Genomic DNA, 13,933 nt, shown 5'->3' with positions numbered 1-13,933 from the left:
CCGCCCTGCTGACCCGGGCGGCCGAACCGGGCGCCGGACGGCGGGTGCCGTCCTTGCTACCCCACATCGCTAAGCCCGAAGATCAGCCGCCGATGACGGCCTGGATCTTTTGCTTCAGCGTGTCGGCATTGAAGGGCTTGACGATGTAGTTGTTCACGCCGGCCTGCTTGGCGGCGATGACGTTCTCGGTCTTGCTCTCGGCGGTGACCATGATGAAGGGCGTCGCCGCCAGCTTCGCGTCCGCGCGGATTTCCTTCAGGAGCTGCAAGCCGGTCATCGGCTCCATGTTCCAGTCGGAGATGATGAGGCCGAACTTGCTCTCACGCAGCTTCGCCAGCGCCGACACGCCGTCGCCGGCCTCGTCGATGTCGGTGTAGCCGATCTGGGTCAACAGGTTCCGCACGATGCGCCGCATGGTGGCGTAATCATCGACGACGAGGATCTTCATCTAGACGTCTCCGCAATAATCCGTTGCCGGTGTCTGACCGGCCGTTACGCCCACCCGGCGCGGGGGCTGCGCCGTAATCCGGGAAGTGATGCCGACTGTAGTGCCCTAACTGCCGCCAAAAGTCATCCCCTTGGGTCACACTGAAGCAGCTGAGTAAAGAACGTGTTACCACGGGCGGCAACATCTTGCGGAATCAGGGGCGCCCCCAGCCCCAAGCCGCAATTTGATACAGCCGCCCGCTCGGTTCACAGGGGTGCGGTCGCCCGATCCAGCCAGCGGCGGGCCGCATCGTCGAGCAGCGGCGACAGCGACTCGCGCACCTTTGCATGATAGGCATCGACCCAGGCGGCCTCGGCATCGCTCAGCAGCGGCCGCTCGATCAGCGCACGGTCGATCGGCACCAGGGTCAGCGGCTCGAACTCCAGCATCGGGCGCTCCGCGCCCGCCAATTCGCCTTCCGGCTCCACCGGCTGGACGACGATCAGGTTCTCGATGCGGATGCCATAGGCGCCGGTCCTGTAATAGCCGGGCTCGTTGGACAGGATCATGCCCGGCTGCAAGGCGACGGTGTTGCCGACCTTCGACACCCGCTGCGGCCCCTCATGCACCGACAGGAAGCTGCCGACGCCGTGGCCGGTGCCGTGGTCGTAGTCCAGCCCCGCCTGCCAAAGCGGCAGCCGCGCCAGCACGTCCAGCTGCGAGCCGGTGGTGCCGCGCGGGAAGCGCGCGGTGGACAGGGCGATGTGGCCCTTCAGCACACGGGTGAAGCGGTCGCGCATCTCCGCCGCCATCGCCGGGTCGGGCTCGCCGACCGCCAGCGTGCGGGTGACGTCGGTGGTGCCGTCCAGATACTGGGCGCCGCTGTCCAGCAGGAACAGGCTGCCCGGCTCCAGCCGGCGGTCGGTCTCCGGCGTCACCCGGTAATGGACGATGGCGCCGTTCGGCCCGGCCCCGGCGATGGTGTCGAAGCTGACGCCGCGGAAGCGCTCGTTCTCGCGCCGGCAGGCCAGCAGCCGCTCCACCACGGCCAGCTCGGTCAGGCGGCCGGTCGGCGCCTCTTCCGAGAACCAGTGCAGGAAGCGGACGAGGGCGGCGCCGTCGCGGACATGGGCGGCGCGGGTGCCGTCCAGTTCCGCCGCGTTCTTGCAGGCCTTGGGCAGGGCGCAGGGGTCGCCGTCGCGCTCCACCCTGGCGCCGGCCAGATGCAGCCGGTCGACGATCCAGGCCGAGGTGCAGGTCGGGTCGGCCAGCACGCGGGCGGAACCGCGGGCGACGGCGTCGAGCGCGGCGCCGAACTCCTCGACCGGCCGCACCTGCACCCGATTGCCCAGATGGGCGCGGGTCTGCGGCGCCAGCTTGCGCGGGTCGAGAAACAGCTCCACCGACGCATCGGCGGACAGGATGGCGAAGGACAACGGCAGCGGCGTGCAGGGCACGTCGGCGCCGCGGATGTTCAGCAGCCAGGCAATGCTGTCCGGCTGGGTCAGCACGGCGGCGGCGATGCCCTTCTGCCCCAGCTCGTCGGCCAGCCGCGCCCGCTTGTCGGCGGAGCTTTCGCCGGCGAACGTCTCGTCTTGCGGCACCACGGGGGTAAGCGGTGCCGGCGGCTGCCCCTGCCACACCGAATCGAGCGGGTTGTCCTCGCACGCCACCAGCAGGATGCCGGCGCGCTCCAGGGCGGCGCGGGTCTTCTCCACCCAGCCGATGGTGTGCAGCCAGGGATCGAAGCCGAAGCGTCCGCCTTCGGGCAGCGCCGCGACGATCCAGTCGGCCAGAGGGTCCTCGATCAGATGCCTGTACTCGTACAGGTCGGCAGGCACCTCGCTGCGGACCTGCAGGGTGTAGCGGCCATCGACGAAGATCGCGGCACGGTCGGCTGTCACCACCGCGTTGCCGGCCGATCCGGTGAAGCCGGTCAGCCAGCCCAGCCGCTGGGCGCGCGGCGGCACATATTCGCCCTGATGCTCGTCGCCGCGCGGCACGATGAAGCCGTCGAGGTCGCGGCGCTTCAGCGCGGCGCGCAGATCGTCCAGCCGCTGCGCCGGGCCGGGATTGGCCGTCGGCGCCTCGGCGGCGAGCTGCGCTTTCAGCGCCTGGAGCTGTTCACTGAGGGCCGGCGGGAGGTTTTCGCCAACCAGGACGGCCCAGGCGGCGGGTTCCTCTCCCTCCGGCGCCGCCAGCACGCCGGCCAGCAGCGCGCGGACATCGGCGGGAGACCGGCCGGTCCCGGCCTCGGTCAGCAGGGTCGCAAGGGCGTCGTCGCCGCGATAGGCAGCGGAGGGAATCGCGCTGGGCACGGAACCTGTTCCTCGGAAGAGTGAATCCTGTGGACACAGGCTAGGCACCCCGCCGGCCCTGTGCAAGCGGCGGGGTGGTGGCTATGCCGGTTGGAGTGGGCCGGTTGGGATGGAAGCGCGGTTCCGGCTTCCACCCGATCCGTCACACCGGCAGCCCGGCGTCGTCCGGCAGCCCCAGGCGCGCCAGCACGCGCTTGCGGGCCTCGCCACGCTCGACGTCGGAGATGTGCAGCAGGCCGCCGATCCGGCGCAGCAGGCTCGATTCCAGATCGTTCAGCACGCCGTCGGCGTAGGCGACCTCCCACAGCATCTCGATGATCCAGAGGCGGTGGCCGGGCGGGCAGCGGTCCATGATGACGCTGACGTAGCGGAGATAGGGCGAGACGTCCTCGGTGTCGAACACCGCGGCGGACAGCAGGTCCTGCGCCTCTTCCTCGCTCAGTTTGAAATGGCGGCGGACGACCGACAGGATGCGGTCGCGCTCGGCCTCGGAGATGGTGTCGTCGGTACGCGCGGCCTCGACCATCAGGGCGGCGGCGGCGGCCTGCAGGGCGTCCTCACCCGGCTCGGCGCCGTCATGCTCGCCCGTGAACAAGGACCGGATGCGGTTCAGCATGGTGGCTCCCCAGAAACGTGTCGGAACATCGTCCCTATGGGAAGTCGCATCACGGCCCTTTGGTTTCAACGCTTCACCACAAGAGTGGTCCATTCCCCAACCGGGATGCGCGCGACCAGCCGCAGGCCATGGTTGCGGTGGGCCTGGATGACGTGGCGTTCCTGGCGGTTCAGCAGGCCGGCCAGCACGGCATAACCACCCTTCTTCAGGTGGCGGCGCAGCTGCGGCGCCATGCGCGACAGCGGGCGGGCCAGGATGTTGGCAGTGATCAGGGTGTAGGGCTTGTGCTGGCCGACGATGCGGGTGTGATAGCCGTCGCCGCCCTGTGAGCGGATCATGCCCTTCTGCCCGTTCAGCGCCGCGTTGATGCGGGTGACGCGCACCGCCTCCGGGTCGATGTCGACCGCCGTCACCGGCACGCGCCAGCGCTTGGCAACGGCCAGCGCCAGGATGCCCGAGCCGCAGCCCATGTCGAGCGCGCCGCGCCGGCCGCCGCGCGGCAGCTTCAGGTGGCGCGACAGCCGGTCGAGCGCCTGGAGGCAGCCATTGGTCGAGCCATGCTCGCCGGTGCCGAAAGCGGTGGCGGCATCGACCAGCAGCGGGATGCTGCCGGCCGGCACGATGCCCTCATGGTGGGAGCCGTGGACGAAGAAGCGCCCGGCACGAATCGGCGGGAAGCCCTGGTAGCTGTGCGACACCCAGTCGATCGGCGGCAGGTTCTCGACAGCCAGCCGCGGCTCCTCGATGCCCAGGGCCTTGGCCAGCACGGCGACGCGCGACTGCAACCGCGCCTCGTCCGGGGCGCCGTACAGGGTCGCCTCCACCAGCCAGTTGCCGCCTTCCTCAAGTTCAAAGGTCGACACCGCATCGGCATGGTCGCCCACGGCCTCGGCAAAGGCGGGCGCATGGGCTTCGGGAACGACCAGCGCGATGCGCCAGAGCGGGGTTTGCGACATGACAGGGGCTTTCCGACGACGACGCGAGAACAGAAGCGGCGTTTTTAGCATCAAGCCCGAAAGAGACCAAGGATTCCGGAGCCCGTCCCGTTTCGAGGAAAACCCTTAGCGACAGTCCTTCTAACGACCTGCCAGCCGGTCGGCGATGTCATGCATGCCCTGGGCGCGCAGGACCGACTGGCGATGGCGCAGCAGGCGGCGCTCCAGCGCCTTTTCCATGGCCGCTCCGCCGAGCGTCGCGCCGTCCGCCCCCTTCAACCGGGCGGCAAGGTCATGGGTCAGCACCGCCTCCACCTTGGCATCGCGGCGGTCGAGCGGCTGGTCGCCGGCGATGCTCTGGCGCAGGCGCTCCACAAGGACGGCCCGGCTCTGCGGCAGGCGGCCCTCCAGGGCAAGGCGGCAGACCCGGCGCAACGAGGGGGCCATCGTCGCCAGCGCCGGGTCGGGATCGCGGTCGAACAGGGCGTCGGCAAGGGCGCAGAGCCCGGCATGCAGGCTCGGCTGCGCGCCCAGCAGTTCCTTGACCGTGTCGGCGGACCCCATGATGTCGGCGATCACGCCGTCGAGCAGGACCAGATGCCGTGGCTCGACATCGTCGCCGATCAACGCCAGCAGTATGTCCAGCTTCCCGGCGAGCGGACCGCCGGCCTCCAGATGCTGGGCCAGCAGCACGAGGAACAGCGTGTCATGGCCCTCATGCCCGACCGCTTCGTCGATGGCGCTGCTGGTGCCCGGCAGGTCGGCGGCGTTAAAGTGCGGCAGCCGGCGCCGTTCCGCCAGGGCGTCGCGGGCAGCCCCGGTTACCGCCTCCACCAGTTGGCGCAACTCGCGGGCACGCGCGGCGTGGGAAACGCCATGGATCTCGGCATGGTGACGGGCGGCGGCATGGATGGCGGCGCCCAGCAACGCCCCCTGCTCCTCCAGCCGGCGGAACAGCGGCCAGGAATGCAGCAGCTCGGTCGGGGTGATGCGCTGGGCATCCAGATAGGGGCGCAGCAGCCGGCCGATCACCACCCGGCTCTCGAACCCGCGCAGGTCGTCCGGCGTGCGGCAGAAGGGCGCACCCTCCGCAGTGCCGCCCAGGGTCAGGCCCTTGCACTGGGTCTGGGGCACCGTCTTGTGCAGGATCACCGTTTCCAGCGACAGGCCGGCGACGGTGCGGAACTTCACCACCTTCGCCTCTTCCACGCCCGTCGCCGCCAGCTGCGAGCGGGCGGCCGACAGCGCAGACTCCTGGTCGGTATAGGCCCCCTCGATGCGCCAACGGCCTTCGCGGCGGCTCTGAACCTCGTAACTGACGCTGCCCGTTCCGAACACGGTGGTTGGCCTCCGGCTCCGTTGCACCGCTGCGATCTTGGGCGGCTGCGGCTGCTGCGGCTGTGACGGCCGTCACAGTGCGGCAAGCCGTCCACAGTGCCGTGTCCCGGCATAGCCCGTCTTGCCGGCGGGCGCAGCCTAGGGCTGGCCCGCCTTGTCGGCGGGCAGGCATTGTGACTCAGCCCGCCTTGTCGGCGGGGACGACGAAGCTGTCCATCACCTTCTTGTTGCCGGAATGGTCGAAGTCGATCTCCAGCTTGTCCTCCGACACGCCGACCACGGTGCCGTAGCCGAATTTCTGGTGGAAGACACGCGCGCCCTTGGCGAAGGGCGCATCGGGCCGCGGCCGCGGCGCCACCGCATAGGCGCCCTGGTCCAGCGTGATCGTCTTGGGCGCGGGCGCCTGGCGGGTGGAGCCGCGGAACTGGAAGCCGCCGGCCCCGTAGCCCCCCGCCCCGCCACCGAAACCGCCGCGCCCGCCGCCGCTGCCGGCGAACAGGCCGTTGGCCGCCTCGGCCTCGACATTGTCTTGCGGGATCTCCTCGACGAATCGGGACGGGATGGCGCTGACCCAGTTACCGTAGAGCCGGCGGTTGGCGGCATGGCTGACATAGGCACGGCGGCGCGCACGGGTCAGGCCGACATAGGCCAGCCGCCGCTCCTCCTCCAGCCCGGCGATGCCGGTCTCGTCCAGCGCGCGCTGGTTGGGGAACACGCCCTCCTCCCATCCCGGCAGGAAGACATGGTCGAACTCCAGCCCCTTGGCGCCGTGCAGGGTCATCACCGTCACCTGCTCGATGCCGGCGGCCTCGGCATTCTCCATCACCAGCGCGACATGTTCCAGGAAGCCCGGCAGGTTCTCGAACTCCGCCATGGCGGTGATCAGTTCCTTCAGGTTCTCCAGCCGGCCGGGAGCCTCCGGTGTCTTGTCCTCCTGCCACATGCGGGTGTAGCCGGACTCGTCCAGGACGGTGCGGGCAAGCTCGGTGTGCGGCACCGTCGCCATCAGCGTCCGCCAGCGGAAGACATCCTGCAACAGCCCGCGCAGGGTGGCGCGCAGCTTCGGCTTCAGCTCATCCGTCTCGGTCAGCGCCCAGCCGGCTTCGGTCAGCGACAGCCCGCGGGCGCGGGCGGCGGTGTAGAGGCTCTGCATCGCCGCTGGACCGACGCCGCGCTTGGGCAGATTGACGATGCGCTCAAAGGCCAGATCGTCGTCGCCGGAATTGACGACACGGAAATAGGCCAGCGCATCGCGGATTTCCTGCCGCTCGTAGAAGCGCGGGCCGCCCAGCACCTTGTAAGGCAGGCCGAGCGTGATGAAGCGTTCCTCGAACTCGCGGGTCTGGAAGCCGGCGCGGACCAGCACGGCGATCTGCGCCAGGGAGGTGCCCTTGCGCTGGAGGGTCTCGATCTCCTCGCCGACCCAGCGCGCCTCCTCCTCGCCGTCCCACACTGCCTTGACCTTGACCGGCTCGCCGCCGTCGGCCTCGGTCCACAGCGTCTTGCCGAGACGGCCCTGGTTGTTGGCGATCAGACCGGAGGCCGCCGCCAGGATATGGCCGGTGGAGCGGTAGTTCTGTTCCAGCTTGACGATGGTCGCACCGGGGAAGTCGGTCTCGAAGCGCAGGATGTTGCCGATCTCGGCACCACGCCAGGCGTAGATCGACTGGTCCTCGTCGCCGACGCAGCAGATGTTCTTGTGCGCCTGCGACAGGATCCGCAGCCACAGATACTGCGCGACGTTGGTATCCTGATACTCGTCGACCAGCAGATATTTGAACTTCCGGTGATATTCCGCCAGCACGTCCGGATGGTTCTGGAAGATGGCGAGGTTGTGCAGCAGCAGATCGCCGAAATCGCAGGCGTTCAGGGTGCGCAGGCGCTCCTGATAGGCGCGGTAGATCGCCACCACCCGGCCGCCCGCCACATCGCCGCCGTCGGCGTCGCCGAGCCGGTCGGGCGTCAGGCCGCGGTCCTTCCAGCGCTCGATGGCGCCCAGCACCTGGCGGGGCGGCCACTTCTTGGAATCGATGTTCTCGGCTTGCAGCAGTTGCTTGATCAGGCGCACCTGATCGTCGGTGTCGAGGATGGTGAAGTTCGACTTCAGCCCGACCAGCTCGGCATGGCGGCGCAGGATTCGGGCGGCCAGCGCATGGAAGGTGCCGAGCCACCAGCCCTCCGGTTCGATCCCCATCAGATGGCCGACACGCTCGCGCATCTCGCGGGCGGCCTTGTTGGTGAAGGTCACCGCCAGGATCTGGAAGGCGGCGGCGCGGCGCGTCATCAGCAGATGGGCCAGCCGGGTGGTCAGCACCCGGGTCTTGCCGGTGCCGGCGCCGGCCAGCACCAGGACCGGTCCGTCCAGAGCCTCGACCGCCGCCCGCTGTGTCGGGTTGAGCCCGTCCAGATAGGCGAAGCGCTGCGCTGCCGCCGGGAATCCCGAAGCGGGACCGGCGGCGGGAGCGGCGTGGCTCAACGGATCATCATCATAAGCGTCTGACATGGCGTCCCGGCCTGGGGATGGACGAAAGGGAATGGACTGGAAAATCGGGTCGAGCGTGCGAATGCTCTGTCGCGGCTGGAACGTATACAGCACAGAACGCCCCGGCACGACCCCCGTCGATGGCGGCCTACCCCGCCCGGCGACGGAGAGCGGCACAGCCAGGCTTATGCCTAATGGCAAATTTCCGGGATATAGGACTCCAACCATCGGGCGATGACGTAGTTCTGCCCGGCTGAGGCCCTTCGTCAGGAAAGTCACCCAACACTATCATTCAGTGTCCTTACGAAGTCACGGCATGACCGTTAACGATTTCCCCTTTTCTGTCACAGACAGTTATTCCACCCGACCAGGGCAAACTCCATTATGTCCTCTTCTTGTCTTATCCAGGCTTACGGCATATGCCCATTGCTCGACGCGAAATTTACCTAAGCGAAATTTTGCGCGGCGCAAATCGGGGGTATCTATGGATCACAAGGAGGCACCCCCGAACCCTGAGGGGGAGCGGACCGGACGCAGGAGCGGAAGGTCGGGGATGCCTCCGAAGCGCCACCCGGCGCCACTTTGATCGGAACGGAACAAAAGGCGGGCTGAGACCATGGATGCCATCAACGTTTTCCTCATCGATGCCAACAAGCTTTTCCGTGAGGGCATGAAGCGTCTGTTCGAAGGCACCCCCTTCAACGTCGTCGGCGAGGCCGGCAGCCTGCGCGAGGGTCTGTCGACGCTCGGGACCGGCCGGAACCCGGACCTGATCCTCGTCGACCTGCCGAGCGGCGCCGACGAGGAAGTCGAGGCGATGCGCAGCCTGCGCGAAGCTCACCCGTCGATCCGGATCGTGATCCTGACCAACGACCTGGAAACCCGCCGCCTGTCGGCCGCGCTCGGCGCCGGCGCCGGCGGCTACCTGCTGAAGGACATCGCCTGCGAGGCGCTGATGCAGTCGCTGAAGCTGGTGATGATGGGCGAGAAGGTGTTCCCGACCCACCTCGCCGAGCTGCTGGTCAGCGGCCGCACCGAGGACATGGGCGCCGAGCTGCCGACCCGCCGCAAGGGCCTGTCGCAGCGCGAGGTGCAGATCCTGCGCTGCCTGCTGAATGGCAACAGCAACAAGATGATCGCCAACCATCTGAACATCACGGAAGCCACCGTGAAGGTTCACCTGAAGAGCCTGCTGCGCAAGATCAACGCCTCCAACCGCACCCAGGCCGCCATCTGGGCGCTGAACAACGGCATCGGCGGCGAGCTTGCCGGCGCCAATGTCGTCGCGGCGGCGGCGAACCAGTAACCACGCGCTCGTCCATTGCCCCCGTTCCCACCTTTCCTGCCTGCGCATTACTGCACGTAGGGAGGGTGGGGGACGAGGCAGTCATTGCATGACATGAATTGCCCGCCTGAATGAAGGCGGGCTTTTTCATGGCATCGCCTCATCGGATCAGATCGGCAGCCGGATGACCGCGCGCAGTCCACCGTAAGGGCTGTCGTCCAGCGTGATGTCGCCGCCGTGGCTGCGCGCCACGTCGCGTGCGATGGTCAGTCCCAGGCCAGAGCCGCCGGTATCGAGATTGCGGCTGCTGTCGACGCGGAAGAAGGGCTTGAACACGTCGTCGCGCAGATAGGCGGGAATGCCGGGGCCGTCGTCGTCCACGGTGATTTCGATCACGCCATCCTTCCGGTCCGCCTTGACCCAGGCGCTGCCGGCATGGCGGCCGGCATTCACCAGCAGGTTGGCGATGCAGCGGCGGACCGCATTGGGCCGCAGCGGAAGGGACAGTCCCTCCGGTGCGGTCAGCGTCACCTCGGTTCCCTCGCGCCGGGCACCGGCGGCGACCTCGTTCAGCAGGCGGGTCAGGTCGGTCGGCTGCACCGCTTCGGTCCCCTCGCCGCGGGCGAAGGCGAGGTAGCCCTCGATCATCTCCTCCATCTCGGCGACGTCGGCCTTCAACTCCTCCACCTCGGGGTCGAGGTCGGGATCCTCGATCATGTCGAGCGCCAGCTTCATCCGGGTCAGCGGCGTGCGCAGGTCATGGCTGACGCCGGCCAGCATCTCGGTGCGCTGGTTGATCTGCCGCTGGATGCGCTCGCGCATCAGCAGGAAGGCGGATGCAGCCTGCCGTACCTCCGTCGCCCCTTCCATCTTGAAGTTCGAGACGTCGCGGCCCTTGCCCAGCGCATCGGCGGCGATTGCCAGCCGCTTGATCGGCCTGATCTGGTTGCGCATGAACAGGATGGCAACGGCGAACAGCACGATGGCCGATCCGACCATCCACAGGATGAAGATGTAGCTGGTGGGCGTGAACAGCCGGCGCTCCGGCGACATCACCGACAGCACGCCGTCGGCCATCTGCACCCGGATCTCGTACCATTCATGGGCGACGCGGGTGTTGATGGTGAAGGGACGGCCGACCCGGTCCTCCAGCGCCTTGCCCAGCGTACGTTCCAGCAGGCCGCCGAGCAGGCCGCTCTGCTGGCGGCGCTGCTCCGGCAGGATCTGGCTAGGCTCCAGGGTGACGATCAGGTCGGTGGTGCGGGCGGCGGTGGCCAGCGTCCAGTCGCGACCCTCCGGCGTCGGGTCGTGTTCCAGCACGGCGATGACGGTGGCGATGTCGCCGGCGACCGCATAGGCAAGCCGGTTCGTCACCGTGTCCCAATGGCGGTCATAGAAGATCCAGGTCGCCACCGCCTGGGCCAATATCACCGGCGTGACGATGATCAGCAGGGACCGGCCGAACAGGGTGCGCGGCAGGAACCTCTTCAGAAACGGTGTACGCCGCCGCCGCTCGGCCCGGCGGGCCGCCGCCCGCCTGGCCGCAGCATTGTCGGCTCCGGCCTGTCCGCTCGCGGTCACGGATCGGGCCTCAGCACATACCCCTCGCCGCGGACGGTGTGGAGGTAACGCGGCTCGCGCGGGTCGGCCTCGATCTTGCGGCGCAAACGCGTGACCTGGACGTCGACGGTGCGGGCATTGCCGGCGACCTTGCTGCGTTCGGTCAGTTCGTCGCGCGTGAAGGTGATGCCGGGCGAGGTGGCGAGGATGCGCAGCAGGCTGGCCTCCGCCGTGGTCAGGCGGATCACCTCGTCGCCCTGGCGCAACTCGTCCCGGTCGGGCAGGTAGGTGAGGGGACCGAGCCGGACCGGAGCAGCCGGCGGCGCCGTCGGTTCCGGCGGGCGTGCCGCCTGCCGGCGCAGGATGGAGTTGATGCGCAGCAGCAGCTCGCGCGGGTTGAAGGGCTTGGCGAGATAGTCGTCGGCTCCGGCCTCCAGTCCGGCGATGCGGTCGTCCGGCTCGTCCCGCGCGGTCAGCAGCAGGATCGGCAGGTCCCGCTCGCGCCGGAGCGATTCGGTCAGCGACAGCCCCGATTCGCCCGGCATCATGATGTCGAGCACCAGCAGGTCGAAGGCCAGCCCGCCCAGCTGTGCCCGCGCGTCGGCGGCATCGCGGGCGGTGCTGACCAGAAAGCCGTTGCCGGCGAGGTATTTGCGCAAGAGTTCGCGCAGGCGGGTGTCGTCGTCGACGACCAGGATGTGGGGCTGATCTTCGGTCATGGCCGGACTATAACGCGGCTCCCCGCAATCGACATAGAGGCGCCTGCGGAACATATCTTGGGTATGCATGGCGGGCAGTCGTGTAAGCGCTTGGCCGTTTTGGCCTTGATCCGTGTTAATCTCCATGTGCCCTCCGCTGAGGGCCGAGAGACACGAGGAGCGATCACGATGGCCGACCACAACAGGTCCAACGACCCCCGGGACCTGGACGCCCAAGACCTCGCCGACATGACCCGTGCCTTCCTGGCAAAGGGCGGGAATATCGTTCAATGCCCACCGGGCGCTTCCGAAAACGTGGTTTACCGCAAGGGTGGTTTCCGCCGCCGCAATCCCAACGAGGCGAAGACGGCCGCTGAAAAGCCGGCCGACGGCGCAACCGAAGCCAAGCCGACCGAGGCAACCCCGGCGGAGGCCCAAACCGCAGCTCCGGTGGAGACCATCGAATCGAAAGCCGGCTGATCCGCTTCGACGTTTTCCGGATCAGCGTTTGACGGCAAGACGGGCAGGGGGAACGGGCGGCGCGAATTTCGCCCGGTCCTCCTCGTCCAGCATGCCCATCATCACCTTGCGGAACCCCTCCACTGCCTCGGCCCCCGCCATGCGATAGGCGCGGGCGATGCGCTGACGCTGGGTCTCGGACAGCTGGCGCTCCAGCTCCACGCCCTTTTCAGTCAACTCCAGCAGCCGCTGCCTTCGGTCGCGGGCACCGGTCTGCTGGTCGATGAAGCCCTGGCGGACCAGCTCGCCCAGCACGCGCGACAGGCTCTGCTTGGTGATTTTCAGGATCGCCAGCAGTTCCGACACCGTGATCCTCGGATAACGGCCGACGAAGTAGATCACGCGGTGATGCGCGCGGCCGAAGCCGATCTCTGCCAGAATTTCGTCCGGCTCGGCGGTGAATTCGCGATAGGCGTAGAAAAGCAGCTCCATCCCGGTTCGGAGTTCCTCCTCACGGAGAAAGAGCTGGTTCACACCCGCTTTAAGGTCAGCCATGGCGACGCGGTCGGTTCGATTTGTTCTAATTAGGACAGCAACTCAGACATAAACAATCGTGCGTCCGGTTACAAGAACAAGCTCGTTCCCGAAAACGGCTTTTCCTCCCGCGCTCAGGCGCTGCCGATCAGGATGCCGGTGCCGAAGACGAGCAGCCCGCCGACCACCACCTGGAAGGCGGCGGACAACAGCGGCGTGTCCATGTAACGGTTGCGGATCCAGGCGATGACGGCCAGTTCCACCGCCACCACGGCGATGGCGACGGCGGTCGCCGTCCAGAAATGCGGGATCAGATAGGGCAGGGCGTGGCCGAGCCCGCCAAGCGTGGTCATGGCGCCGCAGACCAGCCCGCGCAGCCAGGGGCTGCCGCGCCCGGTCAGCGACCCGTTGTCGGACAGTGCCTCGGCGAACCCCATTGAGATCCCGGCGCCGATGGAGGCGGCGAGGCCGACCAGAAAGGTCTCGTGGCTGCTTTGGGTGGCGAAGGCGGCGGCGAACAGCGGGGCCAGCGTGGACACCGACCCGTCCATCAGCCCGGCGAGACCCGGTTGCACGATCTGCAGGAGGAACAGACGCCGTTCCGATTCGTGCTCCTGCTCCCGCACCTGGGGCGAGACGTATTTCGCCTCCAGCCGCTCGGCCTTGGCCTCGTGCCGCCGTTCCTCTTCCGCCAGGTCGCCCAGAAGCTGGCGGATTGCGGTGTCCTGCGACCGTTCGGCGGCGCGGGTGTAGAAGCGCTTGGTTTCCGCCTCCATCAGTTCGGCCTGCCGCCGCACGGTGTCGAGTCCCAGCGGGCGGGTCAGCCAGACCGGCTTGCGCTCGACGAAGCCCTTCACGTCCTGGCGGCGGATCAGCGGGATGTGGTCACCGAATCGTGCCTGGAACAGTTCAAGCAGCCGATGACGGTGCCCGCTTTCCTCCGACGCCATCGCGCGGAACAGCTTCGCCGTGTCCGGGTATTTGTCGGCAAGACCGTGGGCGAACTCGTCGTAGATGCGGCTGTCCTCCTCCTCCAGCGCGATGGCGAGTGCCAGCAGTTCCTTTTCCGTCAGGTCCGAGAAGTTCTTCATCGTGGTCAGGCCTTCGCCGCGGGGAGTTGGTGCGCTGCAAATGATGCTATTCCGGAAAGGGGCATCCGCAACATGGCACTTCGTATGGTGCGGCTCCGCCGAGGATGTGATCCGGCCTTGCCGGAGGGCGTCTGGCCGGCCTCCGCCGGGGACTGCTACAAGATGTCTCTTATGGCTTTCGGGGGGAGAT

12 protein-coding genes are annotated in these 13,933 nt (G+C 67.9%); 2 read left to right on the top strand and 10 right to left on the bottom strand.

The window, feature by feature from the left end; genetic code table 11:
• Positions 1–82: 82 nt before the first annotated feature.
• The 6 genes from TSH64_RS24920 to TSH64_RS24895 form a co-directional block, all read right to left on the bottom strand.
• Positions 83–448, bottom strand: a complete 366-nt coding sequence (locus TSH64_RS24920) for a chemotaxis response regulator CheY (RefSeq protein WP_012974572.1) — start codon at positions 446–448, stop codon at positions 83–85.
• Between the two features lie 245 nt (positions 449–693).
• Positions 694–2,745 (bottom strand): aminopeptidase P family protein, encoded by a 2,052-nt coding sequence (locus TSH64_RS24915; RefSeq protein ID WP_109449148.1) that lies wholly within the window; start codon positions 2,743–2,745, stop codon positions 694–696.
• 142 nt (positions 2,746–2,887) lie between these two features.
• Positions 2,888–3,361: a TerB family tellurite resistance protein gene (locus TSH64_RS24910; RefSeq protein ID WP_109449146.1), complete on the bottom strand. Its 474-nt coding sequence runs from the start codon at positions 3,359–3,361 to the stop codon at positions 2,888–2,890.
• A gap of 65 nt (positions 3,362–3,426) precedes the next feature.
• Entirely contained in the window at positions 3,427–4,317 is an 891-nt protein-coding gene (locus TSH64_RS24905) for a 50S ribosomal protein L11 methyltransferase (RefSeq protein WP_109449144.1), read from the bottom strand.
• A 120-nt stretch (positions 4,318–4,437) separates the two neighbouring features.
• Positions 4,438–5,634, bottom strand: coding sequence for a hypothetical protein (locus TSH64_RS24900; protein WP_109449142.1), 1,197 nt, complete (start codon positions 5,632–5,634; stop codon positions 4,438–4,440).
• A 178-nt stretch (positions 5,635–5,812) separates the two neighbouring features.
• Positions 5,813–8,137 (bottom strand): UvrD-helicase domain-containing protein, encoded by a 2,325-nt coding sequence (locus TSH64_RS24895; RefSeq protein WP_109449140.1) that lies wholly within the window; start codon positions 8,135–8,137, stop codon positions 5,813–5,815.
• A 595-nt stretch (positions 8,138–8,732) separates the two neighbouring features.
• On the opposite strand from TSH64_RS24895, the gene TSH64_RS24890 reads away from it, so the two are divergent.
• Positions 8,733–9,422 (top strand): response regulator transcription factor, encoded by a 690-nt coding sequence (locus tag TSH64_RS24890; RefSeq protein WP_109449138.1) that lies wholly within the window; start codon positions 8,733–8,735, stop codon positions 9,420–9,422.
• Between the two features lie 147 nt (positions 9,423–9,569).
• Here the strand turns inward: TSH64_RS24890 and TSH64_RS24885 are convergent, their stop codons facing one another.
• Together TSH64_RS24885 and TSH64_RS24880 are read right to left on the bottom strand one after the other, a co-directional pair.
• Positions 9,570–10,982 (bottom strand): ATP-binding protein, encoded by a 1,413-nt coding sequence (locus tag TSH64_RS24885; RefSeq protein WP_109449136.1) that lies wholly within the window; start codon positions 10,980–10,982, stop codon positions 9,570–9,572.
• The gene (locus TSH64_RS24880) at positions 10,979–11,680 is read right to left on the bottom strand and encodes a response regulator (protein WP_098739701.1); all 702 of its coding nucleotides are present in this window, start codon (positions 11,678–11,680) and stop codon (positions 10,979–10,981) included. Before TSH64_RS24880 ends, TSH64_RS24885 begins: the two co-directional genes overlap by 4 nt.
• Before the next feature lie 168 nt (positions 11,681–11,848).
• Here TSH64_RS24880 and TSH64_RS24875 point away from each other — a divergent pair, with 168 nt between their 5' ends.
• A complete protein-coding gene (locus tag TSH64_RS24875; RefSeq protein ID WP_247873134.1) occupies positions 11,849–12,139 on the top strand; it encodes a hypothetical protein in 291 nt (96 codons plus the stop codon).
• Between the two features lie 21 nt (positions 12,140–12,160).
• Here the strand turns inward: TSH64_RS24875 and TSH64_RS24870 are convergent, their stop codons facing one another.
• The gene (locus TSH64_RS24870) at positions 12,161–12,673 is read right to left on the bottom strand and encodes a MarR family transcriptional regulator (RefSeq protein ID WP_042695353.1); all 513 of its coding nucleotides are present in this window, start codon (positions 12,671–12,673) and stop codon (positions 12,161–12,163) included.
• A gap of 113 nt (positions 12,674–12,786) precedes the next feature.
• Positions 12,787–13,743 (bottom strand): iron exporter MbfA, encoded by a 957-nt coding sequence (gene mbfA / locus TSH64_RS24865; protein ID WP_109449134.1) that lies wholly within the window; start codon positions 13,741–13,743, stop codon positions 12,787–12,789.
• Positions 13,744–13,933: the final 190 nt, after the last annotated feature.

Origin of the sequence: Azospirillum sp. TSH64, assembly GCF_003116035.1 — a bacterium.
Classification (GTDB): domain Bacteria; phylum Pseudomonadota; class Alphaproteobacteria; order Azospirillales; family Azospirillaceae; genus Azospirillum.
This window is presented reverse-complemented; position numbering and strand designations above follow the sequence as displayed.

Coding starts and splice junctions, on each gene's coding strand:
- TSH64_RS24920 (WP_012974572.1), bottom strand. CDS start 448: ATGAAGATCCTCGTCGTCGATGATTACGCCACCATGCGGCGCATCGTG.
- TSH64_RS24910 (WP_109449146.1), bottom strand. CDS start 3,361: ATGCTGAACCGCATCCGGTCCTTGTTCACGGGCGAGCATGACGGCGCC.
- TSH64_RS24905 (WP_109449144.1), bottom strand. CDS start 4,317: ATGTCGCAAACCCCGCTCTGGCGCATCGCGCTGGTCGTTCCCGAAGCC.
- TSH64_RS24895 (WP_109449140.1), bottom strand. CDS start 8,137: ATGTCAGACGCTTATGATGATGATCCGTTGAGCCACGCCGCTCCCGCC.
- TSH64_RS24890 (WP_109449138.1), top strand. CDS start 8,733: ATGGATGCCATCAACGTTTTCCTCATCGATGCCAACAAGCTTTTCCGT.
- TSH64_RS24880 (WP_098739701.1), bottom strand. CDS start 11,680: ATGACCGAAGATCAGCCCCACATCCTGGTCGTCGACGACGACACCCGC.
- TSH64_RS24875 (WP_247873134.1), top strand. CDS start 11,849: ATGGCCGACCACAACAGGTCCAACGACCCCCGGGACCTGGACGCCCAA.
- TSH64_RS24870 (WP_042695353.1), bottom strand. CDS start 12,673: ATGGCTGACCTTAAAGCGGGTGTGAACCAGCTCTTTCTCCGTGAGGAG.
- mbfA (WP_109449134.1), bottom strand. CDS start 13,743: ATGAAGAACTTCTCGGACCTGACGGAAAAGGAACTGCTGGCACTCGCC.